General features: G+C 38.3%; 25 protein-coding genes. 1 reads left to right on the forward strand and 24 read right to left on the reverse strand.

The genetic code is table 11. The features are described 5' to 3' along the window. A partial coding sequence (locus Q0X77_RS02500; RefSeq protein WP_297792555.1) for a carboxypeptidase-like regulatory domain-containing protein occupies positions 1-1,184 on the forward strand: 1,184 nt, incomplete at its 5' end. Positions 1,185-1,248: 64 nt separating this feature from the next. On the opposite strand, the gene ctlX is transcribed toward Q0X77_RS02500, so the two are convergent. The 24 genes from ctlX to Q0X77_RS02620 all read right to left on the reverse strand — a co-directional run. Next, positions 1,249-2,181, reverse strand: a complete 933-nt coding sequence (gene ctlX / locus Q0X77_RS02505; protein ID WP_297792557.1) for a citrulline utilization hydrolase CtlX — start codon at positions 2,179-2,181, stop codon at positions 1,249-1,251. Between the two features lie 221 nt (positions 2,182-2,402). Next, positions 2,403-3,317, reverse strand: coding sequence for a dimethylarginine dimethylaminohydrolase family protein (locus Q0X77_RS02510; protein WP_297792559.1), 915 nt, complete (start codon positions 3,315-3,317; stop codon positions 2,403-2,405). 23 nt (positions 3,318-3,340) lie between these two features. Beyond that, positions 3,341-4,624 (reverse strand): citrate synthase, encoded by a 1,284-nt coding sequence (locus tag Q0X77_RS02515; RefSeq protein WP_297792562.1) that lies wholly within the window; start codon positions 4,622-4,624, stop codon positions 3,341-3,343. Positions 4,625-4,844: 220 nt separating this feature from the next. Then, positions 4,845-6,134 carry a phosphopyruvate hydratase gene (gene eno / locus Q0X77_RS02520; RefSeq protein ID WP_297792564.1) on the reverse strand — a complete coding sequence of 430 codons (1,290 nt, stop codon included), beginning with the start codon at positions 6,132-6,134 and terminating at the stop codon, positions 4,845-4,847. Between the two features lie 99 nt (positions 6,135-6,233). Next, on the reverse strand, positions 6,234-7,361 hold the full coding sequence (gene carA / locus Q0X77_RS02525) for a glutamine-hydrolyzing carbamoyl-phosphate synthase small subunit (RefSeq protein ID WP_297792566.1): 1,128 nt from the start codon (positions 7,359-7,361) through the stop codon (positions 6,234-6,236). Between the two features lie 95 nt (positions 7,362-7,456). Continuing rightward, the gene (gene rplQ, locus Q0X77_RS02530; protein WP_297792568.1) at positions 7,457-8,110 is read right to left on the reverse strand and encodes a 50S ribosomal protein L17; all 654 of its coding nucleotides are present in this window, start codon (positions 8,108-8,110) and stop codon (positions 7,457-7,459) included. Between the two features lie 54 nt (positions 8,111-8,164). Next, positions 8,165-9,157, reverse strand: a complete 993-nt coding sequence (locus Q0X77_RS02535) for a DNA-directed RNA polymerase subunit alpha (protein WP_297792571.1) — start codon at positions 9,155-9,157, stop codon at positions 8,165-8,167. A 19-nt stretch (positions 9,158-9,176) separates the two neighbouring features. Further along, positions 9,177-9,782 (reverse strand): 30S ribosomal protein S4, encoded by a 606-nt coding sequence (gene rpsD / locus Q0X77_RS02540; protein ID WP_297792573.1) that lies wholly within the window; start codon positions 9,780-9,782, stop codon positions 9,177-9,179. 99 nt (positions 9,783-9,881) lie between these two features. Continuing rightward, entirely contained in the window at positions 9,882-10,274 is a 393-nt protein-coding gene (gene rpsK / locus Q0X77_RS02545) for a 30S ribosomal protein S11 (protein WP_297792574.1), read from the reverse strand. 10 nt (positions 10,275-10,284) lie between these two features. Then, entirely contained in the window at positions 10,285-10,659 is a 375-nt protein-coding gene (gene rpsM, locus Q0X77_RS02550) for a 30S ribosomal protein S13 (protein WP_297792576.1), read from the reverse strand. A 2-nt stretch (positions 10,660-10,661) separates the two neighbouring features. After that, positions 10,662-10,778 carry a type B 50S ribosomal protein L36 gene (gene ykgO / locus Q0X77_RS02555; protein WP_010519235.1) on the reverse strand — a complete coding sequence of 39 codons (117 nt, stop codon included), beginning with the start codon at positions 10,776-10,778 and terminating at the stop codon, positions 10,662-10,664. A 10-nt stretch (positions 10,779-10,788) separates the two neighbouring features. Next, positions 10,789-11,004, reverse strand: coding sequence for a translation initiation factor IF-1 (infA, locus tag Q0X77_RS02560; RefSeq protein WP_015753973.1), 216 nt, complete (start codon positions 11,002-11,004; stop codon positions 10,789-10,791). Between the two features lie 3 nt (positions 11,005-11,007). After that, positions 11,008-12,351, reverse strand: coding sequence for a preprotein translocase subunit SecY (secY, locus tag Q0X77_RS02565; RefSeq protein WP_297792578.1), 1,344 nt, complete (start codon positions 12,349-12,351; stop codon positions 11,008-11,010). An 11-nt stretch (positions 12,352-12,362) separates the two neighbouring features. Then, complete coding sequence (rplO, locus tag Q0X77_RS02570) at positions 12,363-12,815, reverse strand: 50S ribosomal protein L15 (protein ID WP_297792580.1); 453 nt, start codon at positions 12,813-12,815, stop codon at positions 12,363-12,365. Between the two features lie 14 nt (positions 12,816-12,829). Further along, positions 12,830-13,009 carry a 50S ribosomal protein L30 gene (rpmD, locus tag Q0X77_RS02575; RefSeq protein WP_297792583.1) on the reverse strand — a complete coding sequence of 60 codons (180 nt, stop codon included), beginning with the start codon at positions 13,007-13,009 and terminating at the stop codon, positions 12,830-12,832. A 14-nt stretch (positions 13,010-13,023) separates the two neighbouring features. Next, the gene (gene rpsE / locus Q0X77_RS02580) at positions 13,024-13,548 is read right to left on the reverse strand and encodes a 30S ribosomal protein S5 (protein WP_297792585.1); all 525 of its coding nucleotides are present in this window, start codon (positions 13,546-13,548) and stop codon (positions 13,024-13,026) included. Between the two features lie 8 nt (positions 13,549-13,556). Then, complete coding sequence (gene rplR, locus Q0X77_RS02585) at positions 13,557-13,913, reverse strand: 50S ribosomal protein L18 (RefSeq protein WP_297792587.1); 357 nt, start codon at positions 13,911-13,913, stop codon at positions 13,557-13,559. A gap of 10 nt (positions 13,914-13,923) precedes the next feature. Next, positions 13,924-14,466: a 50S ribosomal protein L6 gene (gene rplF / locus Q0X77_RS02590; RefSeq protein WP_297792589.1), complete on the reverse strand. Its 543-nt coding sequence runs from the start codon at positions 14,464-14,466 to the stop codon at positions 13,924-13,926. 19 nt (positions 14,467-14,485) lie between these two features. Next, positions 14,486-14,884: a 30S ribosomal protein S8 gene (gene rpsH, locus Q0X77_RS02595; RefSeq protein ID WP_297792591.1), complete on the reverse strand. Its 399-nt coding sequence runs from the start codon at positions 14,882-14,884 to the stop codon at positions 14,486-14,488. 21 nt (positions 14,885-14,905) lie between these two features. Next, on the reverse strand, positions 14,906-15,175 hold the full coding sequence (gene rpsN, locus Q0X77_RS02600) for a 30S ribosomal protein S14 (RefSeq protein WP_297792593.1): 270 nt from the start codon (positions 15,173-15,175) through the stop codon (positions 14,906-14,908). A gap of 1 nt (position 15,176) precedes the next feature. Next, on the reverse strand, positions 15,177-15,728 hold the full coding sequence (gene rplE, locus Q0X77_RS02605; RefSeq protein WP_297792595.1) for a 50S ribosomal protein L5: 552 nt from the start codon (positions 15,726-15,728) through the stop codon (positions 15,177-15,179). Between the two features lie 2 nt (positions 15,729-15,730). Further along, entirely contained in the window at positions 15,731-16,042 is a 312-nt protein-coding gene (gene rplX / locus Q0X77_RS02610) for a 50S ribosomal protein L24 (protein WP_297792597.1), read from the reverse strand. Between the two features lie 11 nt (positions 16,043-16,053). Further along, on the reverse strand, positions 16,054-16,422 hold the full coding sequence (rplN, locus tag Q0X77_RS02615; protein WP_161437260.1) for a 50S ribosomal protein L14: 369 nt from the start codon (positions 16,420-16,422) through the stop codon (positions 16,054-16,056). 2 nt (positions 16,423-16,424) lie between these two features. Beyond that, positions 16,425-16,553: 30S ribosomal protein S17 (locus Q0X77_RS02620; protein WP_297792885.1), on the reverse strand; the 129-nt coding region annotated here is incomplete at its 5' end.

Raw genomic sequence — 16,553 nt, forward strand, 5'->3', positions numbered from 1 at the left:
TAAATGAAGTATATCTATTTAACAATGATCTCAGTATTGATGAGATTATCGAAAAAGTAAAAGAAAATTTACCTTCTAATTATAATAGAGAGCCTATAAAACAGCGGTTATTCTTTAGGCAATCCAGCCTTAATACCGTGACCAAACTGGATATTGAATTTGAAAAATCTACAATAGAAGAACTAAATAAAAAATTTCTGGATAGCGTGATTTCCATTTTGCCAAGAAATGCATCCTACTATACGGAAAGTCTGTGTGATTTTTACAGAAAGCCCGACGAACACCGCCTGTATATAGAAAAGGCGGCTGAGTTGTACGATAAAAACAACGAAGGTTCTATGGAGGCACTTTCCGCCAAATTAGAACGTATCTTTAAGGAAAATGTAAAACCTGATTCCTATTTAAAAATTAAGTCGGGTTGGTTTGGACAAAAGGTAGAATTGGATTCCATCTTTGATTCTTCCGATGAAACTGATGAGCTGGAAGATGAACTTAAAGATAAAGGCAATAAACATTTTCTATCCTCCAAAAAGGATCAACTCCATGATCTTTATTCTGAACTCTTCTTCAATGATGACACCAAATTAAATTTTATTGACAAATCCAGGCGCTATAATTTCAAATTAAAGGGATATACAGCTTTGGATAATGAAGGCGTATATGTTATAACATTCGACCCAAAAAGGTCTGAAGATTTTAAAGGAACAATTTATGTTAACATAGAAGATTTTGCCATCATGCGAATAGACTACGAGAACGTAAATTCATTAAAAAGGATTAAACTATTGGGTTTCTCCTACGAGGAAATCACGTACAAGGGAACAACTATTTTTAGCAAGGGTAGCAATGATAAATATGATTTACGATTTATTGATAAGGTATTTGGACGTAAAATGGGTATAAGGCGGCCCTTAAGCGTAATTGAAAAAAACAAAAATGTTAAAGGAAGAAGAAAACAAAATGAATTATCCATGGAACTGGATATCATTAATTTCAACACAGAGAAATCCGAATTAGTAGTCTTTGATTCAGAGCTTATCAGTAAAGGGGAATTTTCAAATTCAGTTGAAAATGATAAGGTCAAAGCCACATACCTTTCCAGTTACAATCCCGAATTCTGGCAGGGATATGATATTATGGAACCCAATAAGGCCATCAGGGAATTTACTGTATCCGATAAGTAAGCTATATGAGTCAACTAATAGCTTTACTTACCTCCGGAGTAATTTTGGGTAAGTTGGGAAAAAACTATCGTTTGGGCAAAAACACCTCTGCCATCATACAACGTGCGCTCCCTCCACCACAAGTCTCAATAGTATCCAACGAACTATGAACTATAGGGTTGTACTTTTCCAAAATAGCAATCTGATCCGGTCTTAGACTGTTATACGCAGCAGTACTCATAATTAAATAACGCTGATCAGACGCTCCGATTACCTGAAGCATATTTCCTGCGAAGTGATACATTTGTTCTTCAGTAATATCTACAATCTCTTTCCCGTCCTGTTTCAGATGATTTATTACATTTTTCCTCTCTTTCTTATCATCTATGGACTCTAAACAGATTACAGCATAGGATTCACCCATACACATCATAACATTGGTATGGTATATGGGTAACCGCTCTCCATTAACAGTCTGATACGCCGTGAAGATCACAGGAGTACATTCAAAATCTTCACAAAACTCGATTACCAATTCTTCATGTGCCCGTTCAGAAAGTGCACAATATACTTTTTGATTTACACGATCCTTCAAAATACTCCCTGTACCTTCCAGAAAAAGCCCTTCTTTTTCAGCAGAAGTATAGTCCATTATATTCTTAATAAGGAAACCTTTGGCTTCAAGAACATCAAGAATATCCTCTCTTCGCTCCTTTCTTCGATTTTCGGCAAACATCGGGTAAATAACTACCGTGCCATTTGCATGAAAAGAAATCCAGTTGTTAGGAAAAATTGAATCCGGTGTGTCCCGTTCTGGTGTGTCCTCAATTACTATAACTTCTATTCCTTTGGACCTTAAGACATCAACAAATACATCAAACTCCTTTTGCGCTTTAAGGTTGATCGTGGAGTTTTGCAGATCGATATCCTCCATAAAATAGTTGTTTACCGCGGTCTGCTCATTCATGCGAAATTGTACCGGGCGAATCATCAAAATAGTATTGGTAATTTGCTTCATTCCTCACTTAAAAATTCAGGATAAATGTAACCATTTCCCCAATGATTTTGTTACAAATTTTGATAGATTGTATAACAATTCGATATGGATATAAATAGTACAGATTGATTGAATTCTTAACCTGAAATTCCTAAGTAAATAAAGGGAACTTAAATGTGCAAAAGGCAGCAATATTTGAAGGTATACTACAAATCAATTAAGGAAATAGCCGAATCAAAGCGTTAGTCCCGTACTAAAGGCATGGTGCTGCACCTCAATAATCCACCTTGTTTTGAAACCTCGGCATAAGGTACTTCTTCAACAGTAAAACCCTGATCTCTTAACCAATTATTCAGCCTTGTAAAATTACGCTCTGAAACAACGACATCCGGACTTATGGAAAATACATTGCTAAACATATGATACATTTCATCTGCGGTGATTTCAAAAATATTTTCCCTTCCAAAATGCGAAACCAGCCATTCGTATTCTTCTTCTATCAGGAAACCATTTTTGTGAATAATAGCCTTATCATGACCCAAGGGTTGAAAACAGCAATCCAGATGAAGGGCATTTTCTCTGGGATTTACAATACACTTGCGGAGTTCAAATGATTTTACCTTCTTATGTGGATACATTTCTTTTATATATTCCACCCCTTCCCAATTGGTACGTGCCGTAATATAATCCGGATAATCATGACCCGTATAGGTTCCTACGAAAATATATTCATGCCATGGCATAACATCTCCTCCCTCAATATGTACTTCTTCAGGTGGATAAAGAATATTTTCAGGGGCTATATATTCTAAAACATGCAAAATCGCCTCAAATTCCTCTTCTCTATGGGGAAGAATATTGGCTTTAATAAGTTTATTTTCTATTACAAAAGCGATATCCCTGGAAAAAATCTGATTGCAATCCGCAATAATTTCAGGCCTGAAAACTTCCACATCGTATTTCTTAAAAACGGCAGCCAAAGCCTCCATTTCCAATATCATATCTTCTTCATGGGGATAAGTACCTGCCAGGATATGCTCCAGGGATTTAGGATCATAGGCATCTCCGGGTTTAGGCACCGGTCCATTACTTTGTGCCGTTCCTAATAAAACTGCTCTAAGGCGGGATGTCTCATCATAGACGTTTAAATTTAGCATTTATTTGTGTTGTCTATGAATAACTAGCGTTTCTTGATCTTTTTGAACTTCCTTAAATTTTCTCCAATATAGACCTGCCGCGGCCTTCCAATAGGTTCACTTCTCTGCCGCATTTCCTTCCATTGGGCTATCCAACCGGGAAGGCGACCTAATGCAAACATGACTGTGAACATATCTGTGGGTATTCCCAACGCCCTGTATATGATTCCTGAATAAAAATCAACATTTGGGTACAACTTACGATCTACAAAATACTGATCTTCCAAAGCTTCTTGTTCAAGACCTTTAGCCACATCCAATATTGGATCTTCAATCCCAAGATCACCTAACACCTCATCAGCGGCCCTTTTAAGAATTTTAGCCCTTGGATCAAAATTCTTATATACCCTGTGTCCAAATCCCATCAATCTGAATGGATCACTTTTATCCTTTGCCTTAGCCATATATTTCTTTGTATCACCACCATCATCATCAATGGCCTGAAGCATTTCCAATACAGCCTGATTCGCTCCTCCGTGCAAAGGACCCCACAATGCAGAAATCCCGGCTGATAAGGAGGCAAATAAGCCTGCATGTGATGACCCAACTATTCTGACGGTGGATGTAGAACAATTCTGTTCATGATCTGCATGAAGAATCAGGAGTTTGTCCAATGCTTCAATCACAATCTCATTCTTCTGATATTCCTGATCGGGCCTTCTGAACATCATTTTATGAATATTCTCCACATAACCCAATGAGCTACTTCCATATTCCAGTGGGAGTCCTTTTTTCTTGCGTAAAGTCCAGGCCACTAAAACCGGAAATTTAGCCAAAATCCGGACTATTGCATGATACATATCAGCCTCTGAAGATACGTTAACAGAACTTGGATTGAAAGCAATCAGCGCACTGGTTAATGAAGATAAAACACCCATGGGGTGAGCAGATTTTGGAAATCCATCAAGGATCTTTTTCATTTCTTCATCCACATGGGACTCCGCTTTAATGTCCGCATCAAATTTACTTAATTCCTCTGCAGTAGGTAATTCACCAAAGATGAGCAAATAGGCCACTTCAAGGAAATCTGCTTTCTCTGCGAGATCTTCAATATTATATCCCCGATAGCGCAGAATGCCTTTCTCTCCATCTAAAAAAGTAATTGCACTTTCGCATGAACCTGTATTTTTATATCCCGGATCAAGAGTTATTATTCCACTAGACGACCGCAGTGTTTTAATATCAATGGCCAATTCATTTTCTGTGCCTTTAACAATAGGAAAATCGTAGTTTTCCCCATTTATCTGTAAAGTAGCTTTATCTGTCATGTATGTGATTTTCAATTATAGATCGGAAATGTAAATTTAAGAAAAAGGTAGGACGTTAACAATTAGAAAGGCGAATAAGAAGTGTAAACCTTGAAGAAAAATTACTGCCCTAATATCCGGCTACTTCAGCGTTCAAATAACTGTATTATTCAGGAATTAAAATTTCAAAAAAAAAGCCCTTCTTGTTCAGAAAGGCTTTCAAAAAATTTTAAGGATGCATCTATTTTACTTTAAATGCATTTTCCTGCGGATAATAGGCCACATCACCAAGTTCTTCTTCAATGCGAAGCAATTGGTTGTATTTAGCCATACGATCACTTCTGGAAGCGGAACCTGTCTTAATTTGACCTGTGTTAAGTGCTACGGCGAGATCTGCTATAGTATTATCTTCAGTTTCCCCTGACCTGTGCGACATCACAGAGGTATATCCGGCATTTTTTGCCATATTAACCGCAGCTATTGTTTCAGTAAGTGTACCTATCTGGTTAACTTTTATAAGTATGGAATTGGCAATACCACTTTTGATTCCCCTCGATAATCTTTCAACATTGGTAACAAATAAATCATCTCCAACCAATTGAACACTATCACCAATCAAATCTGTTAATGTCTTAAATCCATCCCAGTCGTTTTCATCCATCCCGTCTTCAATAGAAATAATCGGGTATTTTTTACTTAACTCCGCTAAATAGGCAGCCTGTTCATCTGAGGTTCGTATAGCCCCGGATTCGCCTTCAAATTTTGTATAATCATATTTACCGTTTTCGTAGAACTCTGCTGCCGCACAATCTAAAGCGATCATCACCTCATCACCAAAAGAATATCCAGCTTTTTCTACAGCTTTGCCAATTGTATCAAGAGCATCCTCTGTGCCATCAAGTGTAGGTGCAAATCCACCTTCGTCACCAACAGCAGTGCTCAGCCCCCTATCGTGCAACACTTTCTTAAGATTATGGAAAATCTCTGTTCCCATTTGCATAGCATGCGAAAAGCTCTTTGCCTTAATAGGCATAATCATAAATTCCTGAAAGGCTATTGGGGCATCAGAATGTGAACCCCCATTTATAATATTCATCATTGGAACGGGCAACGTATTGGCGCTAACACCACCGACATAGCGGTATAATGACATCCCTAGTTCGTTAGCAGCTGCTTTAGCCACGGCCAAAGACACTCCCAAAATGGCATTGGCACCTAATTTTGATTTATTTGGTGTACCATCGAGTTCCAGCATGGTTTTGTCTATGAGGTTTTGCTCAAAAACCAACATCCCCGTTATTTTATTTGCTAAGATCGTATTTACATTCTCCACTGCCTTACTAACCCCTTTACCCATAAAGGTATTTCCTCCATCGCGTAATTCAACGGCTTCATGTTCGCCTGTAGATGCCCCTGAAGGCACAGCTGCACGTCCCAAAACGCCATTTTCAGTTATTACATCTACTTCTACAGTTGGATTTCCTCTTGAATCAAGAATCTGTCTTGCATGCACATCGATTATGGTACTCATATTGTTACTTTTTTAGGTTGAATTATTTTACAAAGATACAAAAGGTGGATAGACGTTAGACCATGTTAAATCAGATAAACACAGGAATATAACATTTCCTTAAACTAAGGTATCTTTATTAACAGCCATCGCTATCATTTCGAAAAATTGATCAAAAAGATAATCCGCATCATGTGGTCCCGGACTGGCTTCAGGATGATATTGAACTGAAAATACATTTTTATTCTTAAGCCTTATCCCTGCAACGGTTTTGTCGTTTAAATGTACATGGGTAATTTCAATGTCCGGATTAGCTTCAGTTTCTTCTTTGTTTATGGCAAAGCCATGATTCTGAGATGTGATTTCACCTTTTCCGGTCAAAAGGTTTAATACCGGATGGTTAATCCCTCTGTGACCATTATACATCTTATAGGTTGATATCCCATTGGCCAGTGCAATGACCTGATGACCAAGGCAAATGCCAAATAATGGCTTATCATTTGCTATGATCTCTTGTGCCACTTTTACCGCTTCATGTAAGGGTTCAGGATCTCCGGGGCCATTTGATATAAAAAACCCATCTGGTTCCCATTCGTTCATTTCCGCATAGGTGGCATTATAGGGAAAAACCTTAATATAGGCATCTCTTTTGCTCAGATTGCGCAAGATGTTATTCTTTATTCCTATATCCAGTGCCGCAATTTTATATTGCGCATTCTTTTTTCCATAAAAATAAGGTTCTGCAGTTGACACTTTTGAAGCAAGTTCTAAACCTTCCATATTAGGAACTTTTTTCAAAGATTCCTTTAGTTCTTCTATCTTATCAACCTCCGTAGAGATTACCGCATTCATTGCACCATGGTCTCTGATATGGCAAACAAGCGCCCTGGTATCAACATCAGATATTGCAAATAGATCGCTTGCATCCAGGAACTCTTCCAAACTCTTATCAGCGATTGGTCTGGAATACTCATAACTAAAATTCTTGCATATCAAACCTGCAATTTTAACCGAGTCCGATTCAACCTCTTCACTATTAGTCCCATAATTACCAATGTGTGCATTAGTGGTGACCATTAGTTGACCAAAATAAGAAGGGTCGGTAAATATTTCCTGATAACCTGTCATCCCCGTATTAAAACATACTTCGCCATAAGCAGTCCCCTCTTTGTTCCCTACGGCTTTACCGTAGAAAATGGTACCGTCCACTAATAATAATAATGCTTTCTTTTTAGATTTATACTTCATGCTTTTAAATATGATTGCGTTTGACAAATAAACATAAAAAAAGGATAGACTTTTAGGTCTATCCTTGATTAAATATTAAAGATTTTATGAACATCTTATTCTTTCGGGTCATTTTTCTTTTCTTTGGTATCCTCTGACCCTTCTTCAGTTTCTTTAACTTCTTCTGCAGCAGATTCCGTTTCTTTAACTTCTTCCACTTCTTTAGCTTCTGCTGTTTCGACTTCTTTGACTTCTGTTACCACCTCTTCCTGAGGTTCTTCAGCAACCGCTGTTTCTTGAGTAGCTTCCGCTGTTACTGCTTCAGCTTTTTTACCCCTGCGGCTTCTTCTTGTAGTTTTCTTCTTAGCAGGTTTACCGGCATTGTACAGCTCATTGAAATCCACCAATTCTATCATAGCCATATCGGCATTATCTCCAAGACGGTTCCCCAATTTGATTATTCGGGTATACCCTCCGGCTCTATCACCAACTTTGTCCGAAACACTTCCAAACAATTCAGTGACCGCATATTTATCCCTAAGGTTTTTAAATGCAATCCTTCTGTTATGTGTGCCTTTTTCCGTAGTCTGATTATTCTCAGCCTTGGACTTTGTTATTAATGGTTCAATAAACTGCTTTAAAGCTTTAGCCTTTGCCACAGTGGTATTAATTCTTTTATGTTCAATCAAGGAACAAGCCATGTTTGCCAACATAGCTTTTCTATGAGCTGACTTTCTACCTAAATGATTGACTTTCTTACCGTGTCTCATCGTTACTTAATATAATACTTATTAAAAACAGTTATTGCTGTTTTTAATGGTAAATTAATCCTTATCTAATTTGTACTTTGAAAGATCCATACCAAAATTGAGGCCCTTATTTATAACAAGTTCCTCCAATTCAGTTAGTGATTTCTTACCAAAGTTCCTGAATTTCATTAAATCGTTTTTGTTGAATGAAACCAAATCACCTAAAGTGTCTACTTCGGCTGCTTTTAAACAATTCAATGCTCTTACCGAAAGATCCATATCAACCAGCTTTGTCTTCAATAACTGTCTCATATGAAGAGACTCTTCATCATAGGTTTCCGTTTGAGCTATTTCATCGGCTTCAAGCGTAATACGCTCATCTGAAAACAACATAAAATGGTGTATAAGAACTTTCGCCGCCTCGGTTAATGCATCTTTTGGATGTATAGACCCATCGGTAACGATTTCAAATATCAATTTCTCGTAATCCGTTTTTTGCTCAACCCTAAAGTTTTCAATGCTATATTTTACATTTTTTACCGGGGTAAAAATAGAATCAACAGCGATACTACCTAATGGGGCATTGGATTTTTTATTTTCTTCTGCAGGTACATATCCACGTCCTTTTTCTATGATTACCTCCATATTAATGCTAACCTTAGGATCCATGTTACAAATAACAAGGTCCGGATTCAGCACCTGGTAACCAGAAATAAACTTTTGAAAATCTCCGGCAGTAAGTTGATCCTTACCACTTACAGATATTGAAACAGTTTCCTCATTAACATCTTCAATTTGTCTTTTAAATCGAACTTGTTTGAGGTTTAAAATAATTTCCGTTACATCTTCAACAACACCTTCAATAACCGAAAATTCATGCTCTACTTTGTCAATTCTTACGGATGTAATTGCAAATCCTTCCAAAGAAGAAAGCAATACCCTTCGCAAGGCGTTCCCAACAGTCAAGCCGTAACCAGGTTCCAAAGGGCGAAATTCAAATTTGCCTTCGAAATCTGAAGAATCAATCATTATAACTTTATCGGGCTTCTGAAAATTTAATAATGCCATAGTTGGATTTGTGTTGTTTTTATTTAGAGTATAACTCCACGATTAATTGTTCTTTGATATTCTCAGGAATCTGAATTCTTTCCGGTATAGAAACAAAATTACCTTCCATTTTATCATTGTTCCATGTTATCCACTCGTATACGCTACTATTAGCATTGAGTGCATCCTGTATGGCCTGAAGGGATTTTGATTTTTCTCTTACACCTATAACATCACCTGCTTTTAGTGAGTAGGAAGGGATATTTACCAATTCTCCGTTTACGGTTATGTGTCTGTGTGAAACGAGTTGTCTTGCTCCTCTTCTTGAGTTTGCGATCCCCATTCTGTAAACTACATTATCAAGACGCGCTTCGCATAACTGCAGCAGTACTTCACCAGTTACACCCTTGCTCCTATTGGCCTTGGCGAATAGGTTCCTGAATTGTTTTTCTAATATACCATAGGTATATTTTGCTTTCTGCTTTTCCATCAACTGGATAGCATATTCAGATTTCTTTCCCCGGCGTCTGTTATTACCGTGCTGTCCCGGAGGATAATTTTTTTTCTCGAAAGCTTTGTCGTCTCCGAAAATTGCTTCGCCGAATTTACGTGCGATCTTTGATTTAGGTCCTGTGTATCTTGCCATCTTCTTTTAATTTGGAAATGCGATTATGAATTAAGGCTTATCCTTCGATAATCGTAACTGCACTTCCTGTGAATTACCCTTTATTAGATTAAAACTTAATTAAACTCTTCTTCTTTTAGGTGGTCTGCAACCATTATGCGGTAGTGGTGTAACATCTACAATCTCCATAACCTCAATCCCTGCATTGTGAATTGAGCGAATAGCAGATTCTCTTCCGTTACCCGGTCCTTTTACATAAACTTTCACCTTTCGCAATCCGGCCTCATGAGCTACCTTGCAGCACTCTTCAGCTGCTACCTGTGCAGCATAAGGTGTGTTTTTCTTAGAACCTCTAAATCCCATTTTTCCAGCAGAAGACCATGAAATAACATCGCCTTTTTTGTTGGTCAAAGAAATTATTATGTTATTGAATGAAGCTGTTACATGCGCCTCACCAGTCGATTCAACGATTACCTTACGCTTTTTAGCTCCTTTGGTACTTGTCTTTGCCATATTATGCTAATTATTTAGTTGCTTTTTTCTTGTTAGCAACCGTTTTTCTTTTTCCTTTTCTGGTCCTGGAATTGTTTTTGGTTCGTTGTCCTCTAAGCGGAAGACCTGACCTGTGCCGAATACCTCTGTAACATCCGATATCCATCAAACGTTTTATATTCAACTGGTTTTCAGAACGGAGTTCCCCTTCAATTTTGTACGACGCCACAGCATCACGAATACGACCTATTTCATCATCGTTCCAGTCCGAGACTTTGCTGTTCTCGTCTACTTTGGCTTTGTCCAATATCTCTTGTGCCCTGCTTTTACCAATACCGAAAATATAGGTAAGTGCTATGACACCTCTTTTTTGTTTTGGTATATCTACACCTGCAATTCTTGCCATAATTACCCTTGTCTTTGTTTGAATCTAGGATTCTTCTTATTTATTACGTACAATCTGCCTTTTCTGCGTACTATTTTGCAATCGGCACTTCTTTTCTTTATGGATGCTCTAACTTTCATTTCGTATTTGTTAGTATCTGTATGTTATTCTAGCCTTCGTTAAATCGTATGGACTCATCTCAAGTTTTACTTTGTCCCCTGGTAACAACTTTATGTAATGCATGCGCATCTTTCCAGAAATATGAGCTGTAACCACATGTCCGTTTTCAAGCTCTACCCGAAACATTGCATTGGACAAAGCCTCAATTATACTACCATCTTGTTCTATGGGTGCTTGTTTGGCCATAACTTATGCGACTTTTCGATTTTTACCTGATTTCATCAATCCATCATAATGTCTGTTCAACAAATATGAATTTACTTGTTGTACGGTATCTATAGCAACACCTACCATGATCAATAGTGATGTTCCTCCATAAAATAAGGCCCATCCCGGCTGAAGGTCCATCAGCTTAACCACCACAGCTGGTAAAACAGCTAAAAGTGCAAGGAAAACAGAGCCCGGCAATGTGATCAGCGACATTATCTTATCAAGATAATCCCCTGTTTCTTTACCCGGTCTGATTCCCGGAATAAAACCACCACTTCGCTTCAAATCATCAGCCATCTTATTGGTGGGTACGGTAATTGCCGTATAGAAATACGTAAATATTATGATTAACAATCCAAATAATATATTATAGGCCAAACCAAAAATATCCTGAAACTGAACCTCCATCCACTGACCTACCGCTGTATTATTAAATGTACGGCCCAGTAACCCCGGCGCAAACATTATAGCCTGTGCAAAAATAATGGGCATTACTCCGGAAGCGTTCAATTTCAAAGGGATATATTGTCTGGATCCCGCTATATTCTTTTCATATCCGCCGGAAGCAGTTCTCCGGGCATACTGCACAGGTATCCTCCTCGTTGCCATGACTAATAAGACACTAGCCAGAATTACAAGGAACCATAGAATCACTTCTATTAACATAAACATTAATCCCCCCGTGTTGTTAGCCGTCCTGGAAATAAATTCCTGTACAAATGACTGAGGCATGGTAGCTATTATCCCTATCATAATAAGCAGCGATATCCCGTTACCAATCCCTTTGTCTGTAATTTTTTCTCCTAACCACATGGCAAACACACAACCAGTCACTAAAATAATGACGGACGGAACAATGAAATTTAAACCTTTACCCAAAAGGAATGCGCTATCTGGTACACCAAGGGCACCCAAACTATAGAGATATGCCGGCGCCTGAACAATACAGATTCCTATGGTTAACCATCGGGTAATCTGATTTTTTGTCTTTCTTCCACTCTCTCCTTCCTTATCCAGTTTTTGGAGATAAGGCACTGCAATCCCCATTAACTGAACCACAATAGATGCAGAGATATAGGGCATAATTCCAAGAGCAAATACAGACGCATTGGCAAATGCTCCACCGGTAAAGGCATTTAATAAGCCCAAAATACCTGATTCTGTACTTGAAGATAATTCTGCCAATTGAGAAGTATCAATACCGGGAAGAACGACCTGAGCACCAAAACGGTAAACAAGCAAAAGACCTAACGTAACAATAATTCTGCCACGCAGTTCTTCTATTTTCCAAATATTTGATATTACCTCGAAAAATTTCTTCATAATCTATTTACTTATAACTCTATTGCTTCACCTTTGGCAGCTTCAATAGCTGCTTTGGCAGATGCAGTAAACTTATGTACGGTTATTTTAAGGGATGCTTTTAATTCGCCACCTCCCAATATTTTAACCAAATCGTTTTTATGTGCCAATCCGTTATCCACAAGGTCTTTAACAGTGACTGTTTTCTTAACCAATCCTTTATCAGCAAGTTCCTGAAGTTTATTCAGATTAACACCCTGATATTCCTTTCGGTTAATATTGGTAAAACCAAATTTGGGTACACGTCTTTGTAAAGGCATCTGACCTCCTTCAAAACCAATTTTCCTGGAATACCCGGATCTTGATTTAGCACCTTTATGGCCTCTTGTTGATGTACCACCTTTACCAGAACCCTGGCCTCGGCCTATGGTTTTTCCGGCTTTATGAACAGACCCTTTGGCTGGTTTTAAATTCCCTAAATTCATTACACAACTATTTTTTATGCTTCTTCAGTAGAAACTAAGTGTTTAACTCTATTGATCATCCCCAAAATATTAGGGGTGTTTTCATGCTCCACAACCTGACCAATCTTTCGCAATCCAAGAGCCTCCAGAGTTCTTTTCTGATTTTGTGGCCTCTTAATACTGCTTCTTACCTGCTTAACTTTAATCTTTGCCATAATCTTAGTACTTCTTATCCTTTAAAGACTTTTTCTAAGGAAACGCCTCTTTGTTTTGCCACCGTCCTGGCATCCCTTAATTGTAATAAGGCATCGAAGGTAGCTTTTACTACATTGTGCGGGTTCGAGGAGCCCTGAGATTTAGATAAAACATCCTGAACTCCAACTGCTTCCAACACCGCTCTTACGGCACCTCCGGCAATTACCCCGGTACCATGTGAAGCAGGCTGAATATAAACACGTGCACCACCAAACTTACCTTTTTGCTCATGTGGTAAAGTACCTTTACTTAATGGTATTCTTATCAGGTTCTTTTTAGCATCCTCAATAGCTTTTGCAATAGCCGTAGCTACCTCTTTAGATTTTCCAAGACCATGACCAACAACACCGTTCTCATCACCAACAACCACAATCGCAGAAAAACCAAAAGCTCTACCCCCTTTGGTTACTTTTGTAACTCTTTGAACACCAACCAGTCTGTCTTTTAGTTCAAGACCTCCCGGTTTAACTGTTTCTACATTTTTATATTTCCCGAACATATTTCCTTTTAAAATTTTAGACCGGCCTCTCTGGCGCCTTCGGCCAATGATTTTACTCTTCCGTGATATAAATTACCTCCACGATCAAAGGCAACAGCTTCTATACCGGCTTTTTTTGCTTTTTCTGCAATTGCTTTTCCAACAAGGTTTGCAATCTCAATCTTAGTGCCTTTTGCCTTACTAAGCTCTTTATCTCTTGAAGAAGCCGCCACTAAAGTAGTACCGTTGTTATCGTCAATTACTTGGGCATAAATCTCCTTGTTGCTTCTATAAACAGACAATCTAGGCCTTTCAGCGGTGCCAAAGGATACTTTCCTGATCCTTTTTCTAATACGCTCTCTTCTTTCAGTTTTTGATAATCCCATAATTCAATTCTTAAGCGGATTTACCTGCTTTTCTTCTTAATTGTTCTCCTACAAATTTGATCCCTTTTCCTTTATACGGTTCAGGTTTGCGGAATGATCTTATTTTTGCTGCAATTTGTCCAACCAATTGTTTGTCGTGAGATGTAAGCTTTATAATTGGGTTTTTCCCTTTCTCAGAAATGGTCTCAACCTTAACTTCAGGAGCCAGGTTCATTACAATATTGTGCGAGAAACCCAAAGCTAGATCCAATTTTTGACCCTGATTAGACGCTCTGTATCCAACTCCTACCAATTCAAGTTCTTTTGTCCATCCTTTGGTCACTCCTAAAATCATATTGGAGATCAACGATCTGTAAAGGCCGTGTTTGGCTTTATGCTCTTTGGATTCAGAGGGCCTTGTTACTAAAACCTGACCTTCACCTGACTTAATTTCAACCCCTGAATATTCCTGCTTTAATTCACCCAACTTACCTTTTACAGTGATAATATTATCCTGCAGTTCAATTGTGGCTCCTTCCGGAATTTCTATTGGATTATTACCTATTCTAGACATTTTCCTATCTCTTTATTTCTTAATAAACGTAGCACAAAACTTCACCACCCACATTGTCTCTATGAGCCTGCTTGCTAGTCATTACTCCATGAGAAGTAGACACGATTGCAATTCCCAGGCCATTAAGTACCCTCGGCATATCTCCAGAACTGGCATACTTTCTAAGACCAGGTGTACTAATACGCTGTATCTTTTTGATTACCGGTTCTTTAGTAAGCCTGTCATATTTCAAGGCTATTTTAATTATCCCCTGTACTTCATTCTCCTCGAATTTATAACTCAATATATATCCTTGATCGAACAAAATCTTTGTTACCTCTCTTTTCAAATTAGATGCAGGGATTTCCACTACCCTGTGACCCGCTCTACTGGCGTTTCTAATTCTTGTTAAATAATCTGCTATTGGATCTGTAAACATCTTCTCAACTTTTATATTGGATTACCAGCTTGCTTTTTTAACTCCGGGAATCAAGCCCTTGTTAGCCATTTCTCTGAACATTACACGAGAAATACCAAAAGTTCTCATATATCCCTTAGGTCTTCCAGTTAATTTGCACCTGTTATGCATTCGAATAGGACTGGCGTTTTTTGGCAATTTCTGTAGAGCTTCATAGTCTCCGGCTTCTTTCAAAGCCTTTCTCTTCTCTGCATATTTTGCTACAGCCTTTGCCCTTTTTCTTTCCCGGGCCTTCATTGATTCTTTAGCCATACTAATTCTTTTTAAAAGGTAATCCTAATTCGGTTAACAATGATTTTGCTTCTTTATCTGTATTGGCGCTAGTCACAAAAGTGATATCCATTCCATTTATCCTATTGATCTTGTCAATATTGATTTCCGGAAAAATAATCTGTTCTGTTACTCCCAGGTTATAATTTCCTCTTCCATCAAAACCTGTTGCTCTGATTCCCTGAAAATCCCTAACCCTTGGTAAGGCAGTAGTCACCAATCTGTCTAAAAACTCGTACATGCGCTCGCCTCTGAGGGTAACTTTAGCCCCTATTGGCATTCCCTTTCTCAGTTTAAAAGCTGCAACATCTTTCTTTGAAATTGTTGAAATTGCTTTTTGACCAGTGATAAGGGTTAATTCCTCTAAGGCATGATCTACCAATTTTTTATCGGCTACGGCTGCACCAACACCCCTGCTAACAACAATCTTTTTTAGCTTGGGTACCTGCATCACATTATTGTAACCATATTCTTCTTTGAGCGCCTTTATAATTCGCTCTCCGTATTCTTGTTTTAATCTTGGAACGTAAGCCATAACTAAATTACTTCGTTAGATTTCTTAGAAAATCGTACTTTTTTCCCATCTCTTACCTCATAACCCACTCTTGTTGTTTCACCAGATTTTGAATCAATAAGTGATAAGTTAGATAAATGGATAGGAGCTTCTTTTTTAACAATTCCACCCTGAGGGTTTTGTGCACTGGGCTTTTCGTGTTTAGATACCATATTGGTACCTTCTACGATAGCCTTATTTTTTTCGCGATCAACAAGAATTACTTTGCCTTCGGTACCCTTATGGTCTCCTGCAACAATTCTTACTGTATCTCCTGTTTTAATTCTTAATTTCATCTTACAATATTTTAAAGCACCTCAGGAGCCAATGAAACAATTTTCATGAACTGCTTATCACGCAACTCCCGTGCAACAGGTCCAAATACACGCGTTCCTCTCATTTCACCCGTAGGGTTCAATAATACACAGGCGTTATCGTCAAAACGTATATAGGATCCATCAGGTCTCCTTACTTCTTTTTTTGTCCTAACAACAACAGCTGTTGAAACAGCACCCTTTTTAATACCTCCGTTGGGCGTGGCTTCCTTAACCGTTACCACAATTTTATCACCCACAGATGCATATCGCCTCTTTGTACCACCAAGTACACGTATGGTTAACACCTCTTTGGCACCAGTGTTATCTGCTACTTTTAATCTTGATTCTTGCTGTAACATAATTATTTAGCTCTTTCTAAGACTTCAACCAATCTCCAACATTTGGTTCTGCTCAACGGACGTGTTTCCATTATCTTCACAGTATCCCCAATATTGCAGTCATTGGTTTCATCGTGTGCAACATACTTTTT

The sequence above is a fragment of the uncultured Eudoraea sp. genome (assembly GCF_947258925.1).
Taxonomy (GTDB): domain Bacteria; phylum Bacteroidota; class Bacteroidia; order Flavobacteriales; family Flavobacteriaceae; genus Eudoraea.